The sequence below is a fragment of the Thiocapsa roseopersicina genome (genome assembly GCF_900106925.1).
Classification (GTDB): domain Bacteria; phylum Pseudomonadota; class Gammaproteobacteria; order Chromatiales; family Chromatiaceae; genus Thiocapsa; species Thiocapsa roseopersicina.
This window is the reverse complement of the sequence record NZ_FNNZ01000009.1, coordinates 163,852-185,947: the sequence shown is the minus strand read 5'-3', so window position 1 is coordinate 185,947 and position 22,096 is coordinate 163,852. Positions and strand designations below refer to the sequence as shown.

24 protein-coding genes are annotated in these 22,096 nt (G+C 65.5%); 11 read left to right on the top strand and 13 right to left on the bottom strand.

Going from position 1 to position 22,096, the window contains the following annotated elements:
- Positions 1-10 precede the first annotated feature (10 nt).
- Genes BLV04_RS11660 through BLV04_RS11650 form a run of 3 tightly spaced genes read left to right on the top strand, consistent with a single transcriptional unit; the run spans position 11 to position 4,951 of the window.
- On the top strand, positions 11-1,096 hold the full coding sequence (locus BLV04_RS11660; protein ID WP_093031840.1) for an HlyD family secretion protein: 1,086 nt from the start codon (positions 11-13) through the stop codon (positions 1,094-1,096).
- Positions 1,060-3,813: a ribosome-associated ATPase/putative transporter RbbA gene (gene rbbA / locus BLV04_RS11655; RefSeq protein ID WP_093031837.1), complete on the top strand. Its 2,754-nt coding sequence runs from the start codon at positions 1,060-1,062 to the stop codon at positions 3,811-3,813. The genes BLV04_RS11660 and rbbA overlap by 37 nt, the downstream gene beginning before the upstream one ends.
- A 1-nt stretch (position 3,814) precedes the next feature.
- The gene (locus BLV04_RS11650) at positions 3,815-4,951 is read left to right on the top strand and encodes an ABC transporter permease (protein ID WP_093031834.1); all 1,137 of its coding nucleotides are present in this window, start codon (positions 3,815-3,817) and stop codon (positions 4,949-4,951) included.
- A gap of 43 nt (positions 4,952-4,994) precedes the next feature.
- Here BLV04_RS11650 and BLV04_RS11645 read toward each other — a convergent pair whose 3' ends face one another.
- Positions 4,995-6,590: an ABC-F family ATPase gene (locus BLV04_RS11645; RefSeq protein WP_093031831.1), complete on the bottom strand. Its 1,596-nt coding sequence runs from the start codon at positions 6,588-6,590 to the stop codon at positions 4,995-4,997.
- 126 nt (positions 6,591-6,716) lie between these two features.
- Positions 6,717-6,920 carry a cold-shock protein gene (locus BLV04_RS11640; protein WP_007191453.1) on the bottom strand — a complete coding sequence of 68 codons (204 nt, stop codon included), beginning with the start codon at positions 6,918-6,920 and terminating at the stop codon, positions 6,717-6,719.
- A gap of 410 nt (positions 6,921-7,330) precedes the next feature.
- Between BLV04_RS11640 and gloA the strand changes: the two genes are divergently transcribed.
- On the top strand, positions 7,331-7,714 hold the full coding sequence (gene gloA, locus BLV04_RS11635; protein ID WP_093031829.1) for a lactoylglutathione lyase: 384 nt from the start codon (positions 7,331-7,333) through the stop codon (positions 7,712-7,714).
- 213 nt (positions 7,715-7,927) lie between these two features.
- On the opposite strand, the gene BLV04_RS11630 is transcribed toward gloA, so the two are convergent.
- On the bottom strand, positions 7,928-8,329 hold the full coding sequence (locus tag BLV04_RS11630; RefSeq protein ID WP_175534600.1) for an HIT family protein: 402 nt from the start codon (positions 8,327-8,329) through the stop codon (positions 7,928-7,930).
- A 62-nt stretch (positions 8,330-8,391) separates the two neighbouring features.
- Between BLV04_RS11630 and BLV04_RS11625 the strand changes: the two genes are divergently transcribed.
- The 3 genes from BLV04_RS11625 to BLV04_RS11615 all read left to right on the top strand — a co-directional run bounded on the left by BLV04_RS11625 (position 8,392) and on the right by BLV04_RS11615 (position 10,247).
- Positions 8,392-9,102 (top strand): class I SAM-dependent methyltransferase, encoded by a 711-nt coding sequence (locus BLV04_RS11625; protein WP_093031823.1) that lies wholly within the window; start codon positions 8,392-8,394, stop codon positions 9,100-9,102.
- A 54-nt stretch (positions 9,103-9,156) separates the two neighbouring features.
- Positions 9,157-9,840, top strand: a complete 684-nt coding sequence (locus BLV04_RS11620) for a ParA family protein (protein ID WP_093031819.1) — start codon at positions 9,157-9,159, stop codon at positions 9,838-9,840.
- Between the two features lie 149 nt (positions 9,841-9,989).
- Positions 9,990-10,247: a type II toxin-antitoxin system Phd/YefM family antitoxin gene (locus tag BLV04_RS11615; protein WP_093031816.1), complete on the top strand. Its 258-nt coding sequence runs from the start codon at positions 9,990-9,992 to the stop codon at positions 10,245-10,247.
- Between the two features lie 195 nt (positions 10,248-10,442).
- On the opposite strand, the gene BLV04_RS11610 is transcribed toward BLV04_RS11615, so the two are convergent.
- The 3 genes from BLV04_RS11610 to BLV04_RS11600 all read right to left on the bottom strand — a co-directional run bounded on the left by BLV04_RS11610 (position 10,443) and on the right by BLV04_RS11600 (position 12,246).
- Entirely contained in the window at positions 10,443-10,634 is a 192-nt protein-coding gene (locus BLV04_RS11610; protein ID WP_093031813.1) for a hypothetical protein, read from the bottom strand.
- A gap of 344 nt (positions 10,635-10,978) precedes the next feature.
- Entirely contained in the window at positions 10,979-11,557 is a 579-nt protein-coding gene (locus tag BLV04_RS11605; protein ID WP_093031810.1) for a peptidylprolyl isomerase, read from the bottom strand.
- 68 nt (positions 11,558-11,625) lie between these two features.
- On the bottom strand, positions 11,626-12,246 hold the full coding sequence (locus BLV04_RS11600) for a hypothetical protein (RefSeq protein ID WP_139191913.1): 621 nt from the start codon (positions 12,244-12,246) through the stop codon (positions 11,626-11,628).
- Positions 12,247-12,448: 202 nt separating this feature from the next.
- Between BLV04_RS11600 and BLV04_RS11595 the strand changes: the two genes are divergently transcribed.
- Complete coding sequence (locus tag BLV04_RS11595; protein WP_093031804.1) at positions 12,449-12,865, top strand: hypothetical protein; 417 nt, start codon at positions 12,449-12,451, stop codon at positions 12,863-12,865.
- A gap of 47 nt (positions 12,866-12,912) precedes the next feature.
- Here BLV04_RS11595 and BLV04_RS11590 read toward each other — a convergent pair whose 3' ends face one another.
- Complete coding sequence (locus tag BLV04_RS11590) at positions 12,913-13,365, bottom strand: rhodanese-like domain-containing protein (RefSeq protein WP_093031800.1); 453 nt, start codon at positions 13,363-13,365, stop codon at positions 12,913-12,915.
- A gap of 196 nt (positions 13,366-13,561) precedes the next feature.
- Here BLV04_RS11590 and BLV04_RS11585 point away from each other — a divergent pair, with 196 nt between their 5' ends.
- Positions 13,562-15,091 carry a helicase HerA-like domain-containing protein gene (locus tag BLV04_RS11585; RefSeq protein ID WP_093031797.1) on the top strand — a complete coding sequence of 510 codons (1,530 nt, stop codon included), beginning with the start codon at positions 13,562-13,564 and terminating at the stop codon, positions 15,089-15,091.
- Positions 15,092-15,612: 521 nt separating this feature from the next.
- Entirely contained in the window at positions 15,613-16,707 is a 1,095-nt protein-coding gene (locus BLV04_RS11580) for an alpha/beta hydrolase (RefSeq protein WP_093031794.1), read from the top strand.
- A 184-nt stretch (positions 16,708-16,891) separates the two neighbouring features.
- Here the strand turns inward: BLV04_RS11580 and BLV04_RS11575 are convergent, their stop codons facing one another.
- Positions 16,892-17,245 (bottom strand): heavy-metal-associated domain-containing protein, encoded by a 354-nt coding sequence (locus tag BLV04_RS11575; protein WP_093031791.1) that lies wholly within the window; start codon positions 17,243-17,245, stop codon positions 16,892-16,894.
- A gap of 231 nt (positions 17,246-17,476) precedes the next feature.
- Here BLV04_RS11575 and BLV04_RS11570 point away from each other — a divergent pair, with 231 nt between their 5' ends.
- Positions 17,477-17,851, top strand: a complete 375-nt coding sequence (locus BLV04_RS11570) for a cupin domain-containing protein (protein WP_093031788.1) — start codon at positions 17,477-17,479, stop codon at positions 17,849-17,851.
- Positions 17,852-18,001: 150 nt separating this feature from the next.
- Here the strand turns inward: BLV04_RS11570 and BLV04_RS11565 are convergent, their stop codons facing one another.
- The 5 genes from BLV04_RS11565 to BLV04_RS11545 form a co-directional block, all read right to left on the bottom strand.
- Entirely contained in the window at positions 18,002-20,164 is a 2,163-nt protein-coding gene (locus tag BLV04_RS11565) for a heavy metal translocating P-type ATPase (protein WP_245731855.1), read from the bottom strand.
- Between the two features lie 97 nt (positions 20,165-20,261).
- Positions 20,262-20,783, bottom strand: a complete 522-nt coding sequence (locus tag BLV04_RS25650; RefSeq protein WP_245731854.1) for a hypothetical protein — start codon at positions 20,781-20,783, stop codon at positions 20,262-20,264.
- Positions 20,780-20,950, bottom strand: coding sequence for a carbon monoxide dehydrogenase (locus BLV04_RS11555; protein ID WP_093031785.1), 171 nt, complete (start codon positions 20,948-20,950; stop codon positions 20,780-20,782). Before BLV04_RS11555 ends, BLV04_RS25650 begins: the two co-directional genes overlap by 4 nt.
- The gene (locus tag BLV04_RS11550) at positions 20,943-21,296 is read right to left on the bottom strand and encodes a magnetosome protein MamC family protein (protein WP_093031782.1); all 354 of its coding nucleotides are present in this window, start codon (positions 21,294-21,296) and stop codon (positions 20,943-20,945) included. Before BLV04_RS11550 ends, BLV04_RS11555 begins: the two co-directional genes overlap by 8 nt.
- Positions 21,289-22,059 (bottom strand): hypothetical protein, encoded by a 771-nt coding sequence (locus BLV04_RS11545; RefSeq protein ID WP_139191912.1) that lies wholly within the window; start codon positions 22,057-22,059, stop codon positions 21,289-21,291. The genes BLV04_RS11550 and BLV04_RS11545 overlap by 8 nt, the downstream gene beginning before the upstream one ends.
- Between the last annotated feature and the right edge of the window lie 37 nt (positions 22,060-22,096).

The following is a 22,096-nucleotide window of genomic DNA, read 5'->3' as shown; positions in this document are numbered from 1 at the left end:
GGCCCCTCTCATGATCGGACGCCGTCGCTGGCTTTTTGCCGCGGCGATCCTCGTCGCTGTTCTCTCCGTCGCCTTGGCGGGGTGGCTGCTCGTCGCCGGAGGAAACCTCCGGATGCTCACAGGCGCGGTTCGAGGTCTGCTGAGCGATGCGGTACTTCCCGAGGGCTTTGCCGTCGGCAACGGTCGGATCGAGGCGACCGAGGTGGATGTCGCGACCAAACTGGCCGGACGGCTGGCCGAGGTGCGGGTACAGGAGGGCGATCGGGTCGAGCAAGGGCAGGTCGTCGCGGTGCTCGACACCGACGCCTTGGCGGCGCTGCAGCGCCAGGTTCGCGCCGAGCTGCGGCAGGCCGAGCAGGAGCGTCAGCATGCACTTGCGGTAGTGGAGCAGCGCGAGAGCGAGCTGGACTTCGCCCGGCGCGATCTCGACCGGCTGCAGCGGCTCTCGCGCACCGATCAGTTCGTCTCCGAGGAGCAGGTCGATCAGGCGCGCACCGGCGTGCGCAGCGCCGAGGCGGCCTTGTGGGCGTCGCGCGTGCAGGTGGTCGCGGCCGAGGCGGCGATCGAGGCGGCGCAGGCGGGCATCGAGCGCGTCGAGGTCGATATTGCGGACAGCACCCTCCAGGCGCCGCGCGGCGGACGGGTCCTTTACCGCTTGGCGGAGCCGGGCGAGGTGCTGGGTGTAGGCGGCAAGGTCCTGACCCTGCTCGATCTCGGCGACGTCTACATGGTCATCTTTCTGCCGACACCGGCGGCCGGACGGGTCCCGCTGGGTGCGCAGGCGCGCATCGTCCTGGACGCCGCTCCCGAGTATGTGGTCCCCGCGGAGGTCTCCTTCGTCGCCCCGCGCGCCCAGTTTACGCCCAAACAGGTCGAGACGCAGAGCGTGCGCGAGTCGCTCGCCTTCCGCGTCAAGGTGCGGATCGACCCCGATCTGCTCGCGCGTTATGAGGCACTGGTGAAGACGGGGCTCCCCGGCGTGGCCTACGTGCAGCTCCGGCCCGATCTGCCCTGGCCCGAGCATCTGGAACCGAGACTGCCGCCCCCGAGGTCATCGCTATGGCCGAGCACGCCGCCGGCCCCGTCGTCCGACTGAGCGGGCTGAGCCACGCCTATCCGGGTGTGGGCGCCCTGGACGAGGTGGCGCTCGAGCTTCCCGCCGGACGGCTGACCGGTGTCATCGGACCCGACGGGGTCGGCAAGTCGACCCTGCTCGGGATCATCGCGGGGGTGCGGCAGATCCAGTCCGGTCGGGTCGAGGTGCTGGGGCATGACCTGCGGCAGCGCCGCGCGCGCGACGCCGTGATCGAGCGTATCGCCTACATGCCCCAGGGTCTCGGTCGCAATCTCTACCCCAGTCTTTCGGTCCGGGAGAACCTCGATTTCTTCGGCCGCTTGTTCGGGCAGGACAAGGCGACCCGGGCGGAGCGCATCGCCGAGCTGACGTCGGCCACCGGCCTCGCCCCCTTCACCGAGCGTCCGGCGATGCATCTCTCCGGCGGGATGAAGCAGAAGCTCGGGCTCTGCTGTGCGCTGATCCACGACCCCGAGCTGTTGATCCTCGACGAGCCGACCACCGGGGTCGACCCGCTCTCGCGCCGCCGCTTCTGGGAGCTGATGGAGCGGCTGCGGCGGCGTCGCCCCGATCTGAGTATCCTGGTGTCCACGGCCTACATGGAGGAGGCTGAGCGCTTCGATACCCTGGTGGCGATGGACGCGGGCCGGGTGCTCGCCGCCGGTACCGTGAGCGAGCTGTGCGCAACCACCGGCGAGCGCGACATGGAATCGGTCTTCGTCGCGCTGCTGCCCGAGGAGCGCCGCGGCGGCCATCGGCGTCTGGTGGTGCCGCCTCGCACGCCCGATGGAGACGGGCCGCCCGCCATCCGTGCCGAGGGACTGACCCGGCGCTTCGGCGACTTCACCGCGGTCGATCGGGTCAGTCTCTCGATCCGCAAGGGCGAGATCTTCGGCTTCCTCGGCTCCAACGGCAGCGGCAAGACCACGACCATGCGGATGCTCACCGGCCTCCTTCCGGTCACCGAGGGCGAGGCGTGGGTCTTCGACCGGCCGGTGGATGCGGAGGACACGGCGCTGCGCCGGCGCCTGGGCTTCATGTCCCAGTCCTTCTCGCTCTACGGCGAGCTCAGCGTGCGCCAAAACCTGGACCTGCACGCGCGGCTCTACCGGCTGCCTCCGAAGCACATCCCCGCGCGCATCGCGGAGCTCACCGAGCGCTTCGACCTTGCACGCGTAATCGACGCCCGCGCCGAGTCCCTGCCGCTCGGGGTGCGCCAGCGTCTGTCGCTCGCGGTGGCGGTGATCCACGCGCCCGAGCTCCTGATCCTGGACGAGCCGACCTCGGGGGTCGACCCGATCGCCCGAGATCGCTTCTGGGAGCAGCTCCTGATCCTCTCGCGCGAGCAAGGGGTGACCATCTTCATCTCCACCCATTTCATGAACGAGGCCGAGCGTTGCGACCGCATCTCGCTGATGCACAGCGGTCGGGTGCTCGCCGAAGGCACCCCCGCGGACATCAAGGCCCGACAGAGCGCGGCGACGCTGGAGGATGCCTTCATTGCCTGCATGGAGCAGGGTGCGGCGGACGCGGGCGAGGAGACCGCCGCCGATCGGGAGACCACGCAGGATCCCATGCTCGTCCGGCCGCGGCGAAAGGCACGCCGGACCGCACGCTTTTCGCTGCGCCGGCTCTGGGCCTATACCCGGCGCGAGGGCACCGAGCTTCGGCGCGACCCCATCCGACTCGCCTTCGCCCTGCTCGGGCCGATGATCCTGATGATCGGGATGGGCTTCGGGATCTCGTTCGATGTCGACGAGATCGCCTACGCCGTGCTCGACCACGATCGCACCCCGGCGAGTCGGGACTACCTGGAGCGCTTTGCCGGCTCGACCTGGTTCTCCGAGCAGGCGCCGCCGGGTGATGCCGCCGAGATGTGGCGGCGGCTCGAGAGCGGCCGGCTGACCTTGGCGATCGAGATCCCGCCGGGCTTCGGTCGGGATTTGCAGCGCGGCGCCAGGCCCGAGGTCGGCTTCATCATCGATGGAGCCATCCCCTTCCGCGGCGACACCATTCGCGGTTATGCCGAGGGCGTGCATCGCGGGTATCTGGAGATCCTTGGGAGCAAGGTCTACGCGGGGCTGTCCGCATCTCCGGTGACCGTCGAGACGCGCTTTCGCTACAACCAGGACTTCAAGAGCGTCTACGCCATGGTGCCGGGGATCCTGATGCTGCTGCTCATCATGATCCCGGCCACCATGACCGCCGTGGGGGTGGTGCGGGAGAAGGAGCTGGGCTCCATCACCAACCTCTACGCCACGCCAACTAAGGGCGCGGAATTCCTGCTCGGCAAGCAGCTCCCGTACGTGGGTCTGGCGCTCCTGAGCTACCTAATCCTGCTCTTGATGGCGCTCTTCCTCTTTCGGGTGCCGCTTGCCGGGAGTCTCCTCGGGCTCACGCTCGGGGCGGTCCTGTTCGTCTTCGCGAGCACCGGGCTCGGGCTCCTCATGTCCACCTTCATGCGCACCCAGATCGCGGCGGTGTTCGGAACCGCCATCGTCAGCACGATCCCGACCATCCTCTTTTCCGGCATGCTGGTGCCGGTTTCCGCGCTGACCGGGCCGGCGCGCATCATGGGCTACGGCTTCCCGAGCGCCTGGTTTAATCACGTGAGCGTGGGGAGCTTCACCAAGGGGCTGACTTTGGCTGATCTGTGGCTCGATTATCTGGTGCTGGCGGCCTTCGGGCTCGGCTTCTTCCTGCTCGGGCTTGCCCTGCTGCGAACCCGGGAGCGTTGAGATGCGGCTCGCGAATGTCTACCGACTGGGGCTGAAGGAGTTGATCAGCCTGCGCTATGACCCGGTGCTGGTCTTCTTGATCATCTATGCCTTCACCTTCGCCATCATCGCCCCGTCCCGCGGGGTGAAACTCCAGCTCGAGCATGCCTCCGTGGCGGTGGTGGACGAGGACCGCTCGCAACTCTCGGTGCGCCTGACGGAGACCCTGCTCCCGCCGTACTTTCAGGCACCCGAGCAGATCGGGGTGGACGAGATCGACGCGGCCATGGACGCGGGTCGCTATACGTTCGTGATCGACATCCCGCCGCGTCTCCAGGCCGATGCCGCGGAAGGGCGTCGCCCGGCCGTGCAGGTCATCGTGGATGCGACCGCCATGGCGATGGCCGGCGCGGGGGCGCGCTATCTGGAGCGGGTGCTTGTCGAGGAGCCGCTGCTCTATCTCCAAGGCGATCGCGCGGAATCCTCACCGGCCGGGGCTCCGGCCGTGGCCTCGGTGATCCGGCTCGCCTTCAATCCCAACGGCGAGTCGGCCTGGTTCATGTCCGTGATGCAGATCGTCAACATGGTCACTCTGCTCGGCATCGTGCTCACCGGGGCGGCCCTGATCCGCGAGCGCGAGCACGGCACTATCGAGCATCTGCTGGTGATGCCGCTCAACGCCGCCGAGATCATGCTCGCCAAGGTTTGGGCCAACGGCCTGGTCATTCTCCTCGGCGCGACCTTCGCCATGGTCGCGATCGTCCAGGGGCTGCTCGGGGTGCCCACTGCGGGCTCGCTCGGACTCTTCGTGCTCGGCCTCGGGGTCTATCTCTTCGCGATCACCGCGCTCGGCATCCTGCTCGCCACGCTCGCCCGGACCATGCCTCAGTTCGGGCTGCTCTCCATCCCGGTGTTCCTGGTGATGTACATGCTCTCGGGCGCGAACACCCCGCTCGATGCCATGCCCGAGCTGTTGCAACGGGTGATGCTCGTCTCGCCGACGACCCACTTCGTCGCCTTCGTCCAGTCCGTGGTCTTTCGAGGCGCCGGGCTTGACCTGGTTTGGACGCACCTGGCCGCGACACTGGGGCTTGGGGCCCTGGCATTCGCCGCAGCCCTGGCCCGTTTTCGGCAGACGGTGAGTCTCAGTCGGCTGTGATCCGGCATCCCGCCGTCGATGCCGCGATGATTCGAAAACAGACTCAAGCCGCAGTGCCCTCGCGCTCGACATAGTCTTCGTAGTTCCCGCGGAAGTCGACCACGCCGCGGGGCGTCAGCTCGATGATCCGGGTTGCGAGAGACGAGATCAGCTCGCGGTCGTGACTGACGAAGATCAGTGTGCCCGGGTAGTCTTCCAGCGCGGTGTTGAGCGACTCGATGGACTCCATGTCCAGATGGTTGGTCGGCTCGTCCATCAGCAGGATATTGGGCTTCTGCAGCATCAGCTTGCCGAAGAGCATGCGGCCTTGCTCGCCGCCCGAGATCACGTTCACGGGCTTCTTGATCTCGTCCTGCGAGAACAGCAGCCGCCCCAGGGTGCCGCGGATGACCTGCTCGTCGTCGCCGGGTTGTTTCCACTGATCCATCCAGTCGTACAGGGTGGTCTTGTCGGCAAAATCGGCCGCGTGGTCCTGGGCGAAATAGCCCAGGGTGCTGTTCTCCGACCATTTGATCTCGCCGCCGTCGGGCGCGAGGTCGCCGGCGAGGCTACGCAGCAGGGTGGTCTTGCCGATGCCGTTGGGGCCGATGATGGCCACTCGCTCGCCGACCTCGACCGTCAGGTCTAGACCGCTGAAGAGCGGCTTGCCGTCGTAGCCCGTGGCGAGGCCCTCGACCTCTAGGGCCAGACGATAAAGCTTCTTGTCTTGACCGAAACGAATGAAGGGGTTGACCCGACTCGAGGGCTTGATGTCTTCGAGCTTGATCTTCTCGAGCTGGCGCTGGCGCGAGGTGGCCTGCTTTGCCTTGGATGCGTTGGCCGAGAAGCGGCTGACGAAGGTCTGCAGCTCGGCGATCTGGGCCTTCTTCTTGGCGTTGTCAGAGTAGAGACGCGTGCGCGCCTGGCTGGCGGCGGTCATGTACTCGTCGTAGTTGCCGGGATAGACGCGCAGCTCGCCGTAGTCCAGGTCGGCCATGTGGGTGCAGACGCTGTTCAGGAAATGGCGATCATGCGAGATGATGATCATGGTGCTGTTGCGCGCGTTCAGCACCTCCTCGAGCCAGCGGATGCTGTTGATGTCCAGGTTGTTGGTGGGCTCGTCCAGCAGCAGGATGTCCGGATCCGCGAACAACGCCTGAGCGAGCAGCACGCGCAGCTTCCAGCCGGGTGCGACGGCGCTCATCGGGCCTTCGTGCTGCTCCAGCGGGATATCCAGGCCGAGCAGCAGCTCGCCGGCACGCGCCTCGGCGGTGTAGCCGTCCAGCTCGGCGAAATGCACCTCGAGGTGGGCCACCTCCATGCCGTCTTCCTCGCTCATCTCGGGAAGCGCATAGATGCGGTCGCGCTCCTTCTTGATCTGCCACAACTCCTCGTGGCCCATGATGACGGTGTCGAGCACCCCATAGTTCTCGAAGGCGAACTGGTCCTGGCGCAACTTGCCGAGCCGCTTGCCGGGCTCGACCGAGACGTTGCCCGCACTCGGCTCCAGATCCCCGCCCAGGATCTTCATCAGGGTAGATTTTCCACAGCCGTTGGCACCGATCAGGCCGTAGCGATTGCCGCCGCCGAATTTAACGGAGACGTTTTCGAACAACGGCTTGCCGCCGAACTGCATGGTGATGTTGGCTGTGGAGATCAAAGGAGGGTTCCGCAAGAGACTGAAAGAGAGGGGCGGGCCGCCGACATTCGACGGACTGAAAACGCAAAAAGCCCCGCAGGTGGCGGGGCTTTTTCAGCTCAGGTGACTGGCACCTGAAGGCTGTTTTTACTTCGGTACGACGTTGGTCGCGCTCGGGCCCTTCTGGCCTTGCTCGACGTCGTAAGAGACGCTTTGTCCCTCGGCCAGCGACTTGAAGCCACTGCCTTGGACGGCGCTGTGATGGACGAAGACGTCCTTGGAGCCGTCGGAAGGAGCGATGAAGCCGAAGCCCTTCTCATCACTGAACCACTTAACTGTGCCTGTAGCCATTTACGGTATTCTCTGATTTAACGAAACGTGTTGTACATATGCAGGCGACTGTCGGGAGATTACGGAAGGATCTGCCACGTCACGCGGAGAGGAGGAACAACCGAAATACTACAAGGAAGCACTGCACGAGACGCATCATGCCCAAGAACGAATCGTTTATCAAGGTTTTTCTGTAGGTTTTTCTGCAGGCCCGGGTCGATGCGAGAATATACCGAGCACACGTGGGTTTTTCGGAAAGCAGGGTGCGTCCTGCGCGTGTCGGGACAAGGCGCGCCGACGAGGCGTAGCGGCCCCTACGGCGAGGCGGCGCAACGCCGGCCTGGCGCGCGCGGGGCGTGCAATGCGGCGAAAAATCCGCGTGTGCTCGGTATATCTGCACAGGCTCGACGACAACCTAAGAGGTCACCCGGATGAGAATCCTTCATACCATGCTGCGCACCGGCGATCTGCAGCGCTCCATCGCCTTCTACACCGAGATCCTCGGGATGAAGCTCCTGCGTCAAAAGGACTATCCGGAGGGCGAGTTCACCCTTGCCTTTCTCGGCTACGGCGACGAGTCGGAGCAGACCGTGATCGAGCTGACCTATAACTGGGGCGTCGAGCACTACGACTTGGGCAGCGGCTACGGCCATATCGCCATCGAGGTCGACGACGTCTACTCGGCGACGGACCGGATCAAGGCGAAGGGCGGCAAGATCATCCGCGATGCCGGGCCCATGAACGCCGGCAGCACCATCATCGCCTTCGTCGAGGACCCGGACGGCTATCCGATCGAGCTGATCGGCGCGCGATAGGGGGGTTGGGCTCGCTCATACAACGCGGCCACGACGCTGATCGGACCCGTAGGGTGCACATGCGCAGCGCAGTCCACCGGCGCAGGCGCAGGCGCAGGACTCGGTGAACTTCGCTTTCGCTCGTCCAGCCTACCGCCATGTGATATCAACACGGCCGCGGGTTTCGGTTGCGAGCGGTTCATCTTGATCCGCTGCGCCCACCCTCGTGGTCGCTCAGTCGTTTACAAGCGCTGCTAGGATCGCGTCGACCTCGTCCGAGGTGTAGTCGCAAACCTCGCTCAGGTGTCCCCAAACGGGCTTGGGCCAGCAGGGATCGGTCGGGCTTCGGCCGATGACATGGACATGCAGTTGCGGGACCAGATTGCCGATCCAGGCCACGTTGACCTTGGTGCATTTCAGAACGGCCGTCAGATAGTCCGAGACGTGCTTGCAGTCGGCGAGGACCGCGTCCCGCTGCGCGATCGGCAGATTCAAGAGATTGGCTAGGTCCGTTTCCGGCACCAGGATCAACCAGGGCACGGCCGCGTTGCGATGCAGGAGCAGGTGACTCGCGGACAAGCGGCCGAGCTGATGGCAATCGGCAAGGAGTCGGGGATGCAGGATGAAGTCGGTCATGACCATCGGGCTTCGTTTTTCCAAAGGCGGCAATCGATCAATCGAAGGGGTTACGGCACATCATGCAGATCAACGATCCGAACGCCTACCGTCGTTGCGAGGAGATCGATCTCATCGGCGACTTGATCAATGTGCGCGGCCGCCGTGTCCTGGAGCTGGGCTGCGGCGCCGCCTACATGACCCGTGCGCTGGCCACCCGGTTCGGCGCGGCCCGGATCACGGCGACCGAGGTCGATCGCATCCAGCACGCACGCAACCTCGCGATCGCGGATCTGCCGCAGGTGACCTTTCGCTTCGGCGGCGCCGAGTCGATCGCGGATCCGGATGCCAGCTATGACCTCGTCGTCATGCTCAAGTCGCTCCACCATGTCCCGATCGCGGCCATGGATCAAGCGCTGCGCGAGATCCATCGCGTGCTGGTCCCGAGCTGTCTGCTCTATGTCTGCGAGCCCGTCTATTGGGGTGATTTCAACGCCATCATGCGGCTGATCGACGACGAGCGTCTGGTCCGCGAGGCCGCATTCGAGGCCCTCCGGAATGCCGTCGATGCGGGGCTGTTCGAGCTGGTGGAAGAGGTCTTCTTCGAGTCCGAAGGCATCTATCCGGACTGGGAGAGCTTCGCCGCACGCTTCATCGACGTGACCCACAGCGAGCGAAATCTCGACGCCGCCCGTTTGGCCGAGATCCGCGCGGCCTTCGAGCGCCATCTGACACCGCAAGGCGTGCGCTTGTGGAAGCCGCATCGGATCGATCTGTTGCGGCGGGTCGACTGAACCGAACATGAGCCGAGCGCACGATCCGGACCACATCGACCGAGCCGGAGCGTCATGAGCACAGTCCCCATGGCGCCGCCACGCATCGCCTTCTGGCATCGCAAGGGCGGAACGGGCAAGACCAGTCTCGCCATCGGCTGCGCGGTGCGTCTGGCCGGCGGATCCGCACCCGAGACTTATGCGGAGCGGCACTCGCCCGCGCCCGGTGCGCGGCTGCTGCTCTTGGATACCGATCCTCAAGGCACGGCCGCGGCCTGGGGCGAGCGCTTCGCCGACCGGTTCGGAATCGCCGTGCGGGCGGACAGCGGGTTTGCGCTCTGGCGCGACTGGGCCGAGCGCGCCGACCGCTTCGATGCCGTCCTGGTCGATTGCCCGCCGACCGTCAGTCCCGAGGTCATGGAGATCCTCGCGGGTGTCGATCGGCTCTTGGTCCCCACCCGCCCGGCCTGGCCGGATGTCTGGGCGCTGGAGTCCGTCGCCGATCTGGTCGCGGATCTTCATCGTCAAGGGGCGCGCCTCGCGGCCGGCGTTGTCTTCAACCAGGTCGGCGACGAAGCACTCGCGCCCTTCGCGGCGGCAATCGCAGACCTGGGCCTCGATCTTCTTCCCGATGCTATCCCGCGCGACGACTCCTGGCCCGCGCTCTTCAGCGGCGGAGAGCCACCGGACAGCGCAGTGCCTCTTGTCGGCCACCTGAGGCGATCGGCCTCCATCCCCACGACCCGAAGAAGCACCTGATCCGTCACATGGTCTTGTGTGAATGGCAGATCATTTGATCGTCCGTCTTCCTGCGAGGGGCGAGAGATGCTTTAGACCTCAACGCTTGTCGCCGCGGCTGGAACGGCCTAACGTTCGACGTATGTAGAACATTCCACAGTTGCCGGATTATGCAAGAGATCGTCTCCATCCGCGAAGCCAACCAGCACCTATCCCGTGACCTCGAACGGGTCGAGCAGGGTGCCGAGCTCGTCATCACCCGGCGCGGCAAACCCATCGCCCGAGTGCTGCCGATCACCGAGGCGAAGCCGCTCCTGAACGACGCCCAGCGCGCCGCCCGCGAGCGGTTGCGGGAGCGCATGAGCCGCGGCTACGACCTCGGCGTCACACGCAGCGCCCGCGATAGCCTCCACGAGCGCGGCCAATGAGCCGGCAGCGCTTCAGCGTCGACACCAACATCCTCATCTAAAGCATCAACAAAGATGCCGGCCCCCGATCGCCTCTTTGGCCTTGAAAATCCACCTCAACGGCATTGACCGATTGACCCGCGCAGCGCCTGCGTTGCGAGTGCTTGGCGGCTCGCGAACCCGGCGGGCGACGTTGCATGTCCCGCCGGGCGCGGCTCAGTAGAGACCGCGCAGGACGTCGGCCTCGATCTGGCGTGCATAGGGGCCGAACTGTTTTTGCTGCTCGGTCGCCCACTGCAGCTCGGCCCAGGTCTGCATCCGTCGCTCGGGCTGGCCGTCCGGGCGGAGACACTCCGCCGAGTGGGGTCGGGCATCACGATAGTCTCGGTCGAGATCGCTGTCGTACATGGCTGGATCCTCGGTGCTTCTGGCTGAAAAAGGTCGAAGACGTGGATCCTGAGGCAAAGACTGCACCAAAATCCTACGACGCCTGTCATCTTTCGGAAACTCTGAGTCCATTCATCGGGAAATTCAATCCCGAGCGGCGGTGTCGCCGTCGGAGTCGTGCTTGGAGATCAATCGGATCTTGCGAGGTCGGGAGTGGATGAAGGGCGGATCGTGATCAGGCCATGCGGCCCGCCAGGCTCAGCGCGATGCGGACGCTTCGGTCGGTCAGGCAGCGGCTCGGGGCCCGATGCGGCCCCGAATTGGTGCGACCCTCGACCCGAAACGGGTCGAGGGTTCTCTCGACGTCAGAGCGCTCGGCAATCCGAGAGGACGACCTCGGTCTTGGTTCCACCGGAGCGCGAGCCTTGGGCCTCCATCGCTTCGACGACGTCCATGCCCTCGACGACCTTGCCGAACACCACATGCTTGCCGTCCAGCCAAGGTGTCGCGTCGACCGTGATGAAGAACTGCGACCCGTTGGTGTTGGGGCCGGCGTTCGCCATCGAGAGCATGCCGGCCTCGGTGTGCTTCAACTGGAAGTTCTCGTCGGCAAACTTCTCCCCGTAGATGGACTCGCCGCCCGTGCCGTTGCCGCGGGTGAAGTCGCCGCCCTGGATCATGAAGCCCGGAATGATGCGATGGAACGGACTGCCGGCGTAGCTGAGCGGCTTGCCGCTTTGGCCCATGCCCTTCTCGCCGGTGCAGAGCGCGCGGAAGTTCTCGGCCGTCTTCGGGACCACGTCGGCGAACAGCTCGATCGTGATGGTGCCGGCGGGCTCGCCGCCGATCGTCACGTCCAATGCAACCTTGGGATTGTCGGCAAGTGCGGGTGTCGTCATAGCAGCTAAGAGTACCGTGGTGAGGTAGAGGGATGGTTTTGACATGGTCAAGTCCTGTCGTGGTGGAACGTTGTGAGTGATCCTCGGAATAAAAGGCCGGAGGCGGCCTGACATCATGCGGCCGGCGGTTCGGTCTCGCTCCCGACGAGCCCGTCCGGCGGAGGACAGCGTGCGACCAAGGCATCGGGCAGCTCGCCGCGGCCGGCTTGGTAGAGTGCGCCGGACTCGAGCATGATGGTGACCATCACGGCAAGCAACAGCGGAACCACGCCGATGCGTGCCCAGATGGCGCTGGCCATATCCTGCGACTCGATCTTGTGCCGCTCCATCTCCTGCATCGCCGGCGGCAGGGTCCTGAGCTGCGCCGCGATCTCGGTCTCGTCCTGCTTGCCCACCAAGGCGATGCTCAGGATCGCTGCACAGACCAGGTAGGCGATCAGGATCAGCCGATAGCGGCTTGCGGCCAGCCGCCAGTGGGTTGCGGCAAACCAGCTCGCGCCTTTGCCGGGTCGCCGCGATAGGATCCAGGTCACGCCGATGACCGCCAAGGAGAGGGCGAGCGGGATCGAGACCGCAAGCCACTTGTAGCGCCCGAGCACCGAATCCGGCTCCGCCATCGAGCCCGCGAGCAGCGCCACCCCGATCAGCAGGTTGAAGACGATCAGGTTGACCATCGCCAGCTCATGCGGCGTCTTGGCCTTGCGGCGGGTCGTGTCGTCGAGGGGGAAGAACATGGCTGTCGCGTCCGTGGAGGTCAGGCGGAGCATCCGATCCGGGTCGCGCGAAGAGCGCACCCGGAGCCGGCGTCATTTTGGAGCCTCTGCTCCCGGAAACGCAAACCCGAGGGGCTGGACCCGGGCGCAGCGGCGTGCTCGGGTTTGTGCGATCATCGCTCGACCGTCACGAAAACGAAATCACTGAGGAGCCAGGACGAGGATGCCCGAGATCACCCCCTACGCGGACAACAGCGCCGAGGCCATGCTGCGCGTCATCTCTCTCTTCATCATCGGCGATGGCGAGGTGAAGGACGAGGAGATGGACATGCTCGAGAAGCTCGGGGTCTTCGAGCGCTTCGGCGTCGACCGCGAGGACTTTGCCAAGGTCTTCGACGGCTACTGCGACGACCTCATCGCCCATGCAGGCACGGCGCGCTTCGTCGGGCTCGCCGACCCGGATTGGGTCGACACTATCTTGGCGCCGGTCACGGATCGCATCTCGCGCCGGACCTTGGCCCGGATCCTTCTGCTGCTGGCGCGCTCGGATGGCTTTTTCTCGGACGCAGAGCTCGTGATCTACCGCCAAATGCTCGACCGTTGGGAGATCGACATCGACTCACTCGCCGAGCCGGACTGAGCGGCGGCCGATACCGACCGCTGGGCGCGTGCCGCGCGCGGCTCGGCTCAGCAGCGTGGACAAGGCTCCACCGGCAAACGCTCTTGAATCCAGCCAGCTCCGGCGCGGCTGCCGACCATCCCTCCGCCGACGTTGTACACATTCGTGAATCCTCGGTCGAGGAGCGCTTTCTGCATGTGGCCGCTGCGGTTCCCGGTCCGGCAGATAAGTGCGACCGGGGCGTCCTTGTTGCCGCCGACCTCGGCCAACACCTGATCCGCGAAGCCGTCCGGGCCTTTCGGGTGGCGCATGTCGATGCGCTGCGCACCTTCAGCGACCCCGGTTTGGCGCCACTCCATCGGCGTGCGGATATCGATCAAGGTCACCTCGCCGCTTTTCGTGCGCTCGAACGCCTCGGGGACGGTCAGGGTCGGTCCCGTCGTCGGGAGACATCCGACCAGCAAAAGCACGGCGGCGACCGCCGCACCGGCGAGATGTGATCCGGGTTGTGTAAATGTCATCTGAAAGTCCCTGCAACAACATTGATGAAGACTGCCGCGCTACATAGGTGCGAGACGAGGCGACACAAGGCCGCGTGCTTATGGCTGGACTCGCCCGGGTATACTTGACGCCCCGACCGCTCGGCGCTGCATCTCGGCGCGTTGCCGGCCACGGTTCCTCGGATCATCCACATTCGCCATACACGGAGTGCCTGATATGACCCAGTCCATCCTCGTCGGCAAAGGGCCCGAGCCGGTCTCGATCCTCTCGCGCATGGCCAACCGGCACGGTCTGGTCGCGGGTGCGACGGGTACGGGCAAGACGGTGACGCTCCAACGGCTCGCCGAACAGTTCAGCCGCATCGGCGTGCCTGTGTTCCTCGCCGACATCAAGGGCGATCTCGCAGGCATCAGCCAACCTGGAGGCGGTAATCGGCGCGTCGCCGAGCGTGTCGCCGAGATGGGCCTGGAGCAGGAGGAAGGCTTCGTCTTTGCGGGCAACCCGGTGATGTTCTGGGACATCCAGGGCGAGCAGGGTCACCCGGTCCGCACCACCCTGACCGAGATGGGACCGGTGTTGTTGTCGCGGCTCCTGAATCTCAACGAGGTGCAGGAAGGCGTCATCAACATCGTCTTCCACGTGGCCGACGAGAATGGTTGGCTGCTGCTCGATCTGAAGGATCTGCGTGCCCTGTTGGCGCATGTCGCCGAGAACGCCGCGGAGCTCCAGACCCGTTACGGCAACGTCTCGCCGGCGAGCGTGGGCGCGATCCAGCGTCGCCTGCTCGTCATCGAAAAACAGGGTGGGGATCTCCTCTTCGGCGAGCCCGCGCTCGCCTTGCAGGACATGATACAGACCGACGAGCAGGGTCACGGCTACATCAACATCCTGGCCGCGGATAAGCTCATCCACACCCCGGAGATCTACTCCACCTTCCTGCTCTGGCTCCTGTCCGAGCTATTCGAGGAGTTGCCCGAGGCGGGCGACCAGGACAAGCCAAAGCTGGTCTTCTTCTTCGACGAGGCGCATCTGCTCTTCAAGGACGCGCCGAAGGTCCTCCTGGATAAGATCGAGCAGGTCGTGCGGCTGATCCGCTCCAAGGGTGTCGGGGTCTATTTCGTGACTCAGAACCCGATGGATGTCCCGGAGACTGTCCTCGGGCAGCTTGGAAACCGCATCCAGCATGCCTTGCGCGCCTTCACGCCGCGCGACCAGCGCGCGGTGCGGGTCGCCGCCGAGACCTTCCGACAGAATCCGGCGCTCGACACCGAGACCACCATCACCGCGCTCGGCGTCGGCGAGGCGCTGGTCTCTACCCTCGACGAGCAGGGGATTCCGGGGATCGTCCAGCGGGTCAACGTCGCGCCGCCCGGAAGCCATCTCGGCCCCATCGAGCCCGAGGTTCGCAAGGCCGTCATGGATCAGTCGCTGGTGAAAGGTGTCTACGACGTCTCGATCGACCGCGTCTCCGCCTACGAGATCCTCGAGCAACGTGCCGAGCAGGCCGCCGTGGCCTCGGCCGCGCCCGAGATCCCGGATCTGTCCGAGTATTTCGGCCGCAGTGGCAAGACCGCCCCGACGTCGTCGACCGGCAAGGCCCCCGCCCGGCGCGCGGGTACGCGCCAGACTCCGGTCGAAGCGTTTGCGACCAGCGCCATGCGCTCGCTCGGCAGCCAGATCGGCCGTCAGCTAGTTCGCGGGATCATGGGCTCGCTGACCGGCGGGAGTACGCGCGGGCGCGGGTGACGCGGACGAGACCGAAATCATTGTGCGTCGAACGCCGGAGTCGTACCTCCGAGTGGGTCCGATCGGCTCCGCAGTCCAGTGGTAGGACGGGCAGCGAGGCCAACAGATCGTCGACCTTGTCGGTCAATGACTTGGAGCCGGCTACGCAAGCCGGTCTCTGAGCCCCGGTTGGATAACCGCCTTGCTGCGCTCGGACCGGTCCCTACTACCCTGCACAGAGGCGTTGCCGAGCAGTCGGTCGGACCGACTCGGACGAGCTGAGATGCCACGATCGAGCACGCCGGGCAATGTTTCCTTGAAAGAGTCGGTTTCCTGGTCGATCCTATCTTTCAGTGTACGAACGTCGGGTTATCCGGTTGGTCGGTGATCAGCGCAGTAGGACGAGCGCTCCGGAAGCAGGTATCGCATGGATCGGACGAACCGATCTCGGTGGCCACGACGCGTAGGAGAACAGCAAGCGAGCGGTCTTGGCGAAGGTCATGCTCCGCTCACCGACGCGAAACCGACCCGGAGGAGATGCCATGTACGTCGTCACCAACCGCAAGGTCAACAACCGTAAGGAAGGGCTGGAGATTTTTGGGGATACGCCGAACACGGTCGGCCCAAACGAGCTGCGGCTCGTGAATGTCACCAAGCAAGGCTCCCACTACACCACCGAGCTGCTTACCGACAAGCTGACACAGGCCGAGGTGCGGGAGCTGAAGCGTCGGCATGCGCTCGACATCGACGAGCGGGCGGATTGGTACGCGAGCCTGAGGGTTGCCTGCGATCTCATGGAGCAGGCGGCGCGCGAGAAGCGTCATCTGCTCGTCTATGTCCACGGCTACAACAACGACATGAAAGACGTGCTGGGCACAGCCGAGACGCTCGAGGCGCTCTACAACGTCATCGTTCTGCCCTTCAGTTGGCCGGCGAACGGCGGCGGAGCGGTCAGCGGGACGGCGGACTACCTCGACGATAAACAGGACGCGCGGGTCTCGATGGACGCACTGAACCGCTTCTTCGAGAAGGTGCAGTTCTACCACGAGAAGCTGACCGAGGCGCGTCGCGAGGCATTTTGGCAGCAGGCGATGGCGGAGGACGGCGGCCGGGGCAATCGGGAGGCCGTGCAGGCGCGTTTCACGCAGCTGTTGGCCGAGGACTGCAAGGTCACGCTCAATCTGATGTGCCACAGCATGGGCAACTATGTGCTCAAGTACGCACTGCAACCGAGTGCCGCCGCCGCCGCGAAGCTGATTTTCGACAATGTTTCGCTGGTTGCCGCCGATACGAACAACGCGGCTCACGAGACCTGGGTCCAGCGCATCCAGTTCCGCAACCGTCTCTATGTCGTGATCAACGAGAACGACTTCGCCCTTGCTTGGTCGCGTCGCAAACCCGGCGAGGCGCAGCGGGCGCGCCTCGGCCATTACCTCAAGAACCTGTTCGCGGCGAATGCACGCTATATCGACATCACCCGTGCCGAGGGCGTCGGCAACGCGCACGGCTATTTCGCGGGCGAGCCGGTGGCGCGCAACGCGGCGCTCAAGGCGGTGTTCAGCGATGCCTTCGAAGGCGGGCGGGCGGAGGATCGGTTGGCCTATGCGGCCGATATCAACGCCTATCGGTTGATCTAAATCGCGCCAAGCGCGGTATGCGATATCTTTGGATGGGATCGGCCCCGGCAGACTTGACGACCGTTGGAGGCGGCGCGGTTTAAAAGACAAAAATTAAATCATTTTAAACCGCGTCAGGCTAAGGGTTGTGGATGCAGCAAACGTCGAGCTCACTCGAAAATGAGCATCTCGCTCGGGACGCGGTTTAAAGAAGCACGCTGACCAGCCGCACGGCCGAGCGCTCGACGGCCTTCTGCATGACGGCGCCGACCAATGCCTTGCCGAAGACCTCATGCACGCGTGTCCCACCCACATCCGTGCGGATCGAGGCACCGAGACAGCCAACCTGCTCGAGTTTTTCCAGGATCTGCGCTTGAGTCAGGCGTTCGGGCTCGTAGTGGACGGTGATGCTGCCTGCACGCGGATTCACGCGCACCTCACGGACACCCTCGGTGGCGAGCAGCTCACCCTCGGCCAGGCGTGCGCTCACCGGGTCGCAACGAAACGAGCCGGAACGGATCCGTAGGCGGCCGGGGACGTGATGGATATAGTGGCTCATGGACGGATGCCTCGCGATGGAAGAGCAAATGACGACAAGTGCATGGTATGGCCGGCTCTCGGCAAATGCAAATCCTTCGCATTCCCGGTATCCTTACGGGGTCTTCGGATCCGCAAGACAGACACTCCACCGGGAGTTCCGCGCCGAATCCCTTTTATCGACTGGCGTTAAGGCACAAGCAACGGGGCTCTACCGGTCCATGCATCAGCTTTCACGACGAGATCGCGCACGATGAACAATGACGATGATTGGTTGGTCTTCCAGCTCGAGGACCTGATGGCGCGGGTGAAGCCGGGAACCCTGTCGCTCAAGGAGTTTCTGCGCACACCCTCGCTCAGCTGCTCGGTCTATCACCTCCCGGCCGGCTCGCGCGACATGGCGAGCGCGCACGAGGAGGACGAGCTGTATCTGGTGCTCGGCGGACGGGGGCGACTGCGGGTCGGGGAGAGCGAGCACGCGGTCCGCGAAGGCACGCTGATGTACGTGCATGCCGCGTGCGATCATGCTTTTTTCGATGTCGAGGAGGATCTGACGGTCCTGGTCTTCTTCGGCGCGCCCGTGCGCCGTCTAAACCGCGCCGGGAGCTCCGGCGAAGGCATTGACTGAGGTCGATATGCCGAGGCAGCCAAGGTGACTGGGAGTCTGTACGGTTTAGAGTTTTAAAATCAATCGCTTAAACCGCGCCGACTCCAACGGTCGTCAAGTCTGCCGGGGCCGATCCCATCCGAAAACGTTGCATACCGCTCCGGGCGCGGTTTAACGACGGACGATGTCCTTGATCTGTGCCAGTCGCGCACTCATCGACCCGTCCGTTTCTCCGTCGAGCCGCACACCCTTCAGTGCATTGAAGAGGATGCCGATGGTGGTGCCGTTGTGCAGCAGTGCGCTCGCGACCGGGGAGAGGGCACCTCCGATCGCGCCGGCCAGGATGCCGGTGTTGATCCCGATGGCTGCGCGGAAGTTACCGCGGATCAGGGCCATGGTCTTGGTTGCGATCTCGCGGGCGTCGGCCACGGCGCCGAGGCGGTCGTCCATCAGCAGGATGTCGGCGGTGGCGCGGGCGATGTCCGCGCCGCGCGGCATGGCGATGCCGACATCGGCGGCGACCAGTGCCGGGCCGTCGTTCACACCGTCGCCCACGAAGGCCACGCGGCTGCCGTCCGCCTGGAAGCGAGCGATGAGGTCGGCTTTCTCCTCCGGTGCGACCTCCGCGTAGAAGGCGTCGAGATTCAACTCACGGGCCAGGGCCTCGGCCTTTTGGCGGCGGTCGCCCGTGATCATCACCAGACGACGAATCCCTTGTGCCCGCAGGCGGTCGAGCGTCTCGCGGGTCTCGGCCCGCAGGGTATCGCGCAGGGCGATCAGCCCGACCGGTCCATGCCCATTGCCGACGAACAGCAGGATCTTGCCCTCATCTTCGAGACGCGCGATCTGCTCGGCATGCTCTTCGAACGCGATGCCGCGATGCTCTTCCAGATAGTGACGGCTGCCGACCAGAATATGCTCGCCCTCGACCTCGGCGGAGAGGCCGTGCGCGACCAGATAATCGACCTCGCCGTGCGAGATATGCTGCAGATCGCGCGAGCGCGCCGCCTCCACCACGGCGTTGGCCACCGGATGAGACGCGTGCTCCTCGACCGAGGCGACGAGCGCGAGGAGCGCCGTCTCGGTGCAGCCTGCCTGTTTTCTCAGCACCACGACATCGGTGACCGCGAGCTCGCTGTGGGTCAGCGTGCCGGTCTTGTCGAAGACGATGGTGTCGACGCCTGCGAGGTGCTCGATCGCCTCGCCGCCCTTCATCAGAACGCCATGCGCGGCGGCCTGGTACATCCCGGATTTGAAGGCGACCGGCGTACCCAACTTGAGCGCACAGGAATAGTCGACTAGAAAGACGGACTGCAGGCGGGTCAGGTTGCGGGTCACGCCGTAGACCACTGCACCCGTCCCCAAGGTCAGATAGACCCGCTGATCGGCTAGCCGGTCGGCCTCGCGCTGGGTGTCCGAGCGCTTGTCCAGCGACTCCTGGATGAAGCGCGAGATGCGTGCGGTGGTGGTCTCCGCGCCGACCTGCGTTGCCTCGATGCGCAGCTGGCCCTCGATCAGGACCGAGCCGGAGACCGCGCGGCGCGGCGCCTCCTTGCGTACCGGGACGTCTTCTCCGGTGACGGCGGCTTGATTGACCAGGGCGCTGCCGCCGACGACGCGGCCGTCGACCGGGATGGTCTCTCCGGTGCCGACCACAACCACCTCGCCGGGCATGACCTGATCGCCCGGAATCTGCGTCAGCTCGCCGTCGCGCTCGACCCAGGCCATGGCCGGCTCGGGTCGCAGCAGCTTGCGCAGCAACCGGTCGGACTGGCGCTCGGTCCGCCGTTCGAGGAAGTTGCCGAGCGCAAGCAGGAAGTCGGTGATATTGGCCGTATACAGCTCGCCTCGGGCCGCGGAGAGGCCGATCGCCAGCGCGTCCAGCACCTCGACCTTGATGCCCTTGCGGATCAGCGTCTCGGCGCCGGTCCCCAAGGTCGAGGCGACGTTGGCCACCGTGAGCGCGACCTGGAGCGGGCGGCTCAGAAAGGGCAGGAGTGCGATGGTGGCCGCGGCGGTCACCATCGGCGCGATCTCGGCCTCGCGCGAGCCGCCCCCCGCGGAACCGGGTTCGATCCGAGCGGAATAGGCATCCAGTCGCCGAAGCACGCTGTCGCGGGCGCCGGCGGACTCGCGATAGACCACGACCAAACTGCGGGCGCCGCAGCTCGCGCGCGCGCTCGTGACGACCCCGAGCGGATCCATCCAGTCTTCCAGGTCGTCGGGGTCGAAGCCCGGCGCGCCGAGCGCCGGGATGCGCAGGCGCAGTCGCCCGGGAAGCTCATGGACGATGCGGTAGCTCAGGTCGAGTGTCGGCGAGCCGTGGGTCATCATCGGGTCAATCCACCAAACCGCGTCCGCCACCGGGGCATCGGGCCGCGGCAACGTCGGGCCCAAGCCAACACTGCGCATGTCATCGCGAGGACGCGGTTTACTTGGACTGAGCCGCGTGGTGCAACTCGGCCTCGGCGTCATGGAAGCGTTCCTTGGCCTCCTCGATCCCCCCTTGCAGGGCAGACCAGACCTGCACGACCCCCTTGATCGCCGTGCGTTGCACGCTCTCGTTGGTCAAGAGATAGGTCGCGGCGGCGCCGATAAGCAAACCCTTGAGAAAACGGTCGTTGCCGAAATTCAGAAAGCTGCTCTGCCGGGACATCGGCTGGCCCGCTGCTTGAGGAGCGGCGTATCCCGTCTGGGTCATGCCGTAGCCTTGGGCGTAGCCGTAACCCGGGTTGGTCGAGCCGTAGCCCGGATAGGCGGCCATCATCGAGGTGCCTTGGCTGCCCGCCGATTGCTGCCCTTGGGCCATGGGCGATCCCATGCCGCCCGCCATCGGATAACCGTAGGGATTGCCGTAAGGCTGATAGGAGCTGCTCATGTCGATCCGTCTCCGTGTGATGCTGTCCGCACCGCCGTCGCTGCGCGGCTTGTAGTGATAGGGAACCAGGCTCATCCGGCGTCTTGCGCGGGCTCGATGTTGTGCGGCTCGGGCGTGGCCGCCCGCTTCTTGAGCAGCGACCGAGCAAGCAGGACAAGGGCAGCGCCGGCCAGAAGGCCGCCGATTCCCTCGACCATATTCTTACGCACGCCGTGCCGTTGGCGCTGTTGTTGACTACTCATCGGTGTTCATCCGGGCCTGCGACCAACGTTGCAGTCCGTAAAGGGCCAGGGTGCCGGCGGCGAACATGATGCCGAGGCGCATCAAGCCTTGCTCGGCGATGCTGGATGCGGCGGCCCCGCCGATTGCGGTCGCCACGGCGGCGGTGAGCGCGGTTTTGCCTGTCTCGGCAGCGGCACCTGTTGCCGTCAGTTCGCCGACCTGGACACGCTGCAGATTGGTGGCGGCGGCGACGCTTCCGCCGACGACGGCGCCGAGCGTTGCGAGCTTGACGAGGGTCGCGCAGTCGCTCCCGCCGCTCGGGGTGCTTGGATAGGTCGTCATCTGAACGAGGTAGTGGTCAGACATCCTTCGTCTCCTGCGTATTCGCGTCGCCCGATTGCCGCACGCGCTCCTTGACTCGATCCACACCGGTCTTGACCGCGGCCTTGGTCTTGGCGCCGGTCTTGAACAGCGCCCCCTGAACCGACTCGTTGGTCAGCAAGAGCACGGCGGCGGCGCCGAGGAGCGCACCTTTCCAGAATTCGGAGTCCTCGAGGTTGAACATCTTGCCGAGGCTGGAGAGACCGTTGCCGCCGTTGGCGATCTCGTCGACCAAATCGGCCATCCCGGCACCGTGTCTCCCGCCTGCCATGCGGCCCGCTCCGCCCTGCTGCTCGAGTCCGGGGGCGTAGCCCGGCCATGGCGCCTGCGGCGGAGCCATCCCCGCATAGGGGCCCACATAGGGGCCGGGATAGGGGTAAGGCGGCGGGGCATAGGCCGCCTGCGCTTGGGCCTGGTAGGCCCAGTAGGGATCGACGCCGGGCGGGAGGCCGTAGGCCGCCGGGTGGGGAGCAACCCCCGGGTGCATGCCGGGCGCGACGAAGCCGGGTCGCCCGGCGTAGCCGCCCGGACCGGGAAAGCCGGGATAGGGGCTTGCCATGCCGGGGCCGGCCATGCCCGCTTGAGGGCCACCGGGGAGGACGCCCTGTTGCGCCCCGGGGGGCGAGGGCGATTGACCTTGTGCGTTGCCCTGCGGGTTTGCGCCCTGCTGCTGTCTCTCCATTGACGGCTGGCCGGGAGCCATCGGTCCTCCCGCTTGACCCTGTTGACCCTTGTCGTGCTCGCCCATGCTCAGCGCTCCATGAAGATTTCCGGGGGCGGTCGTC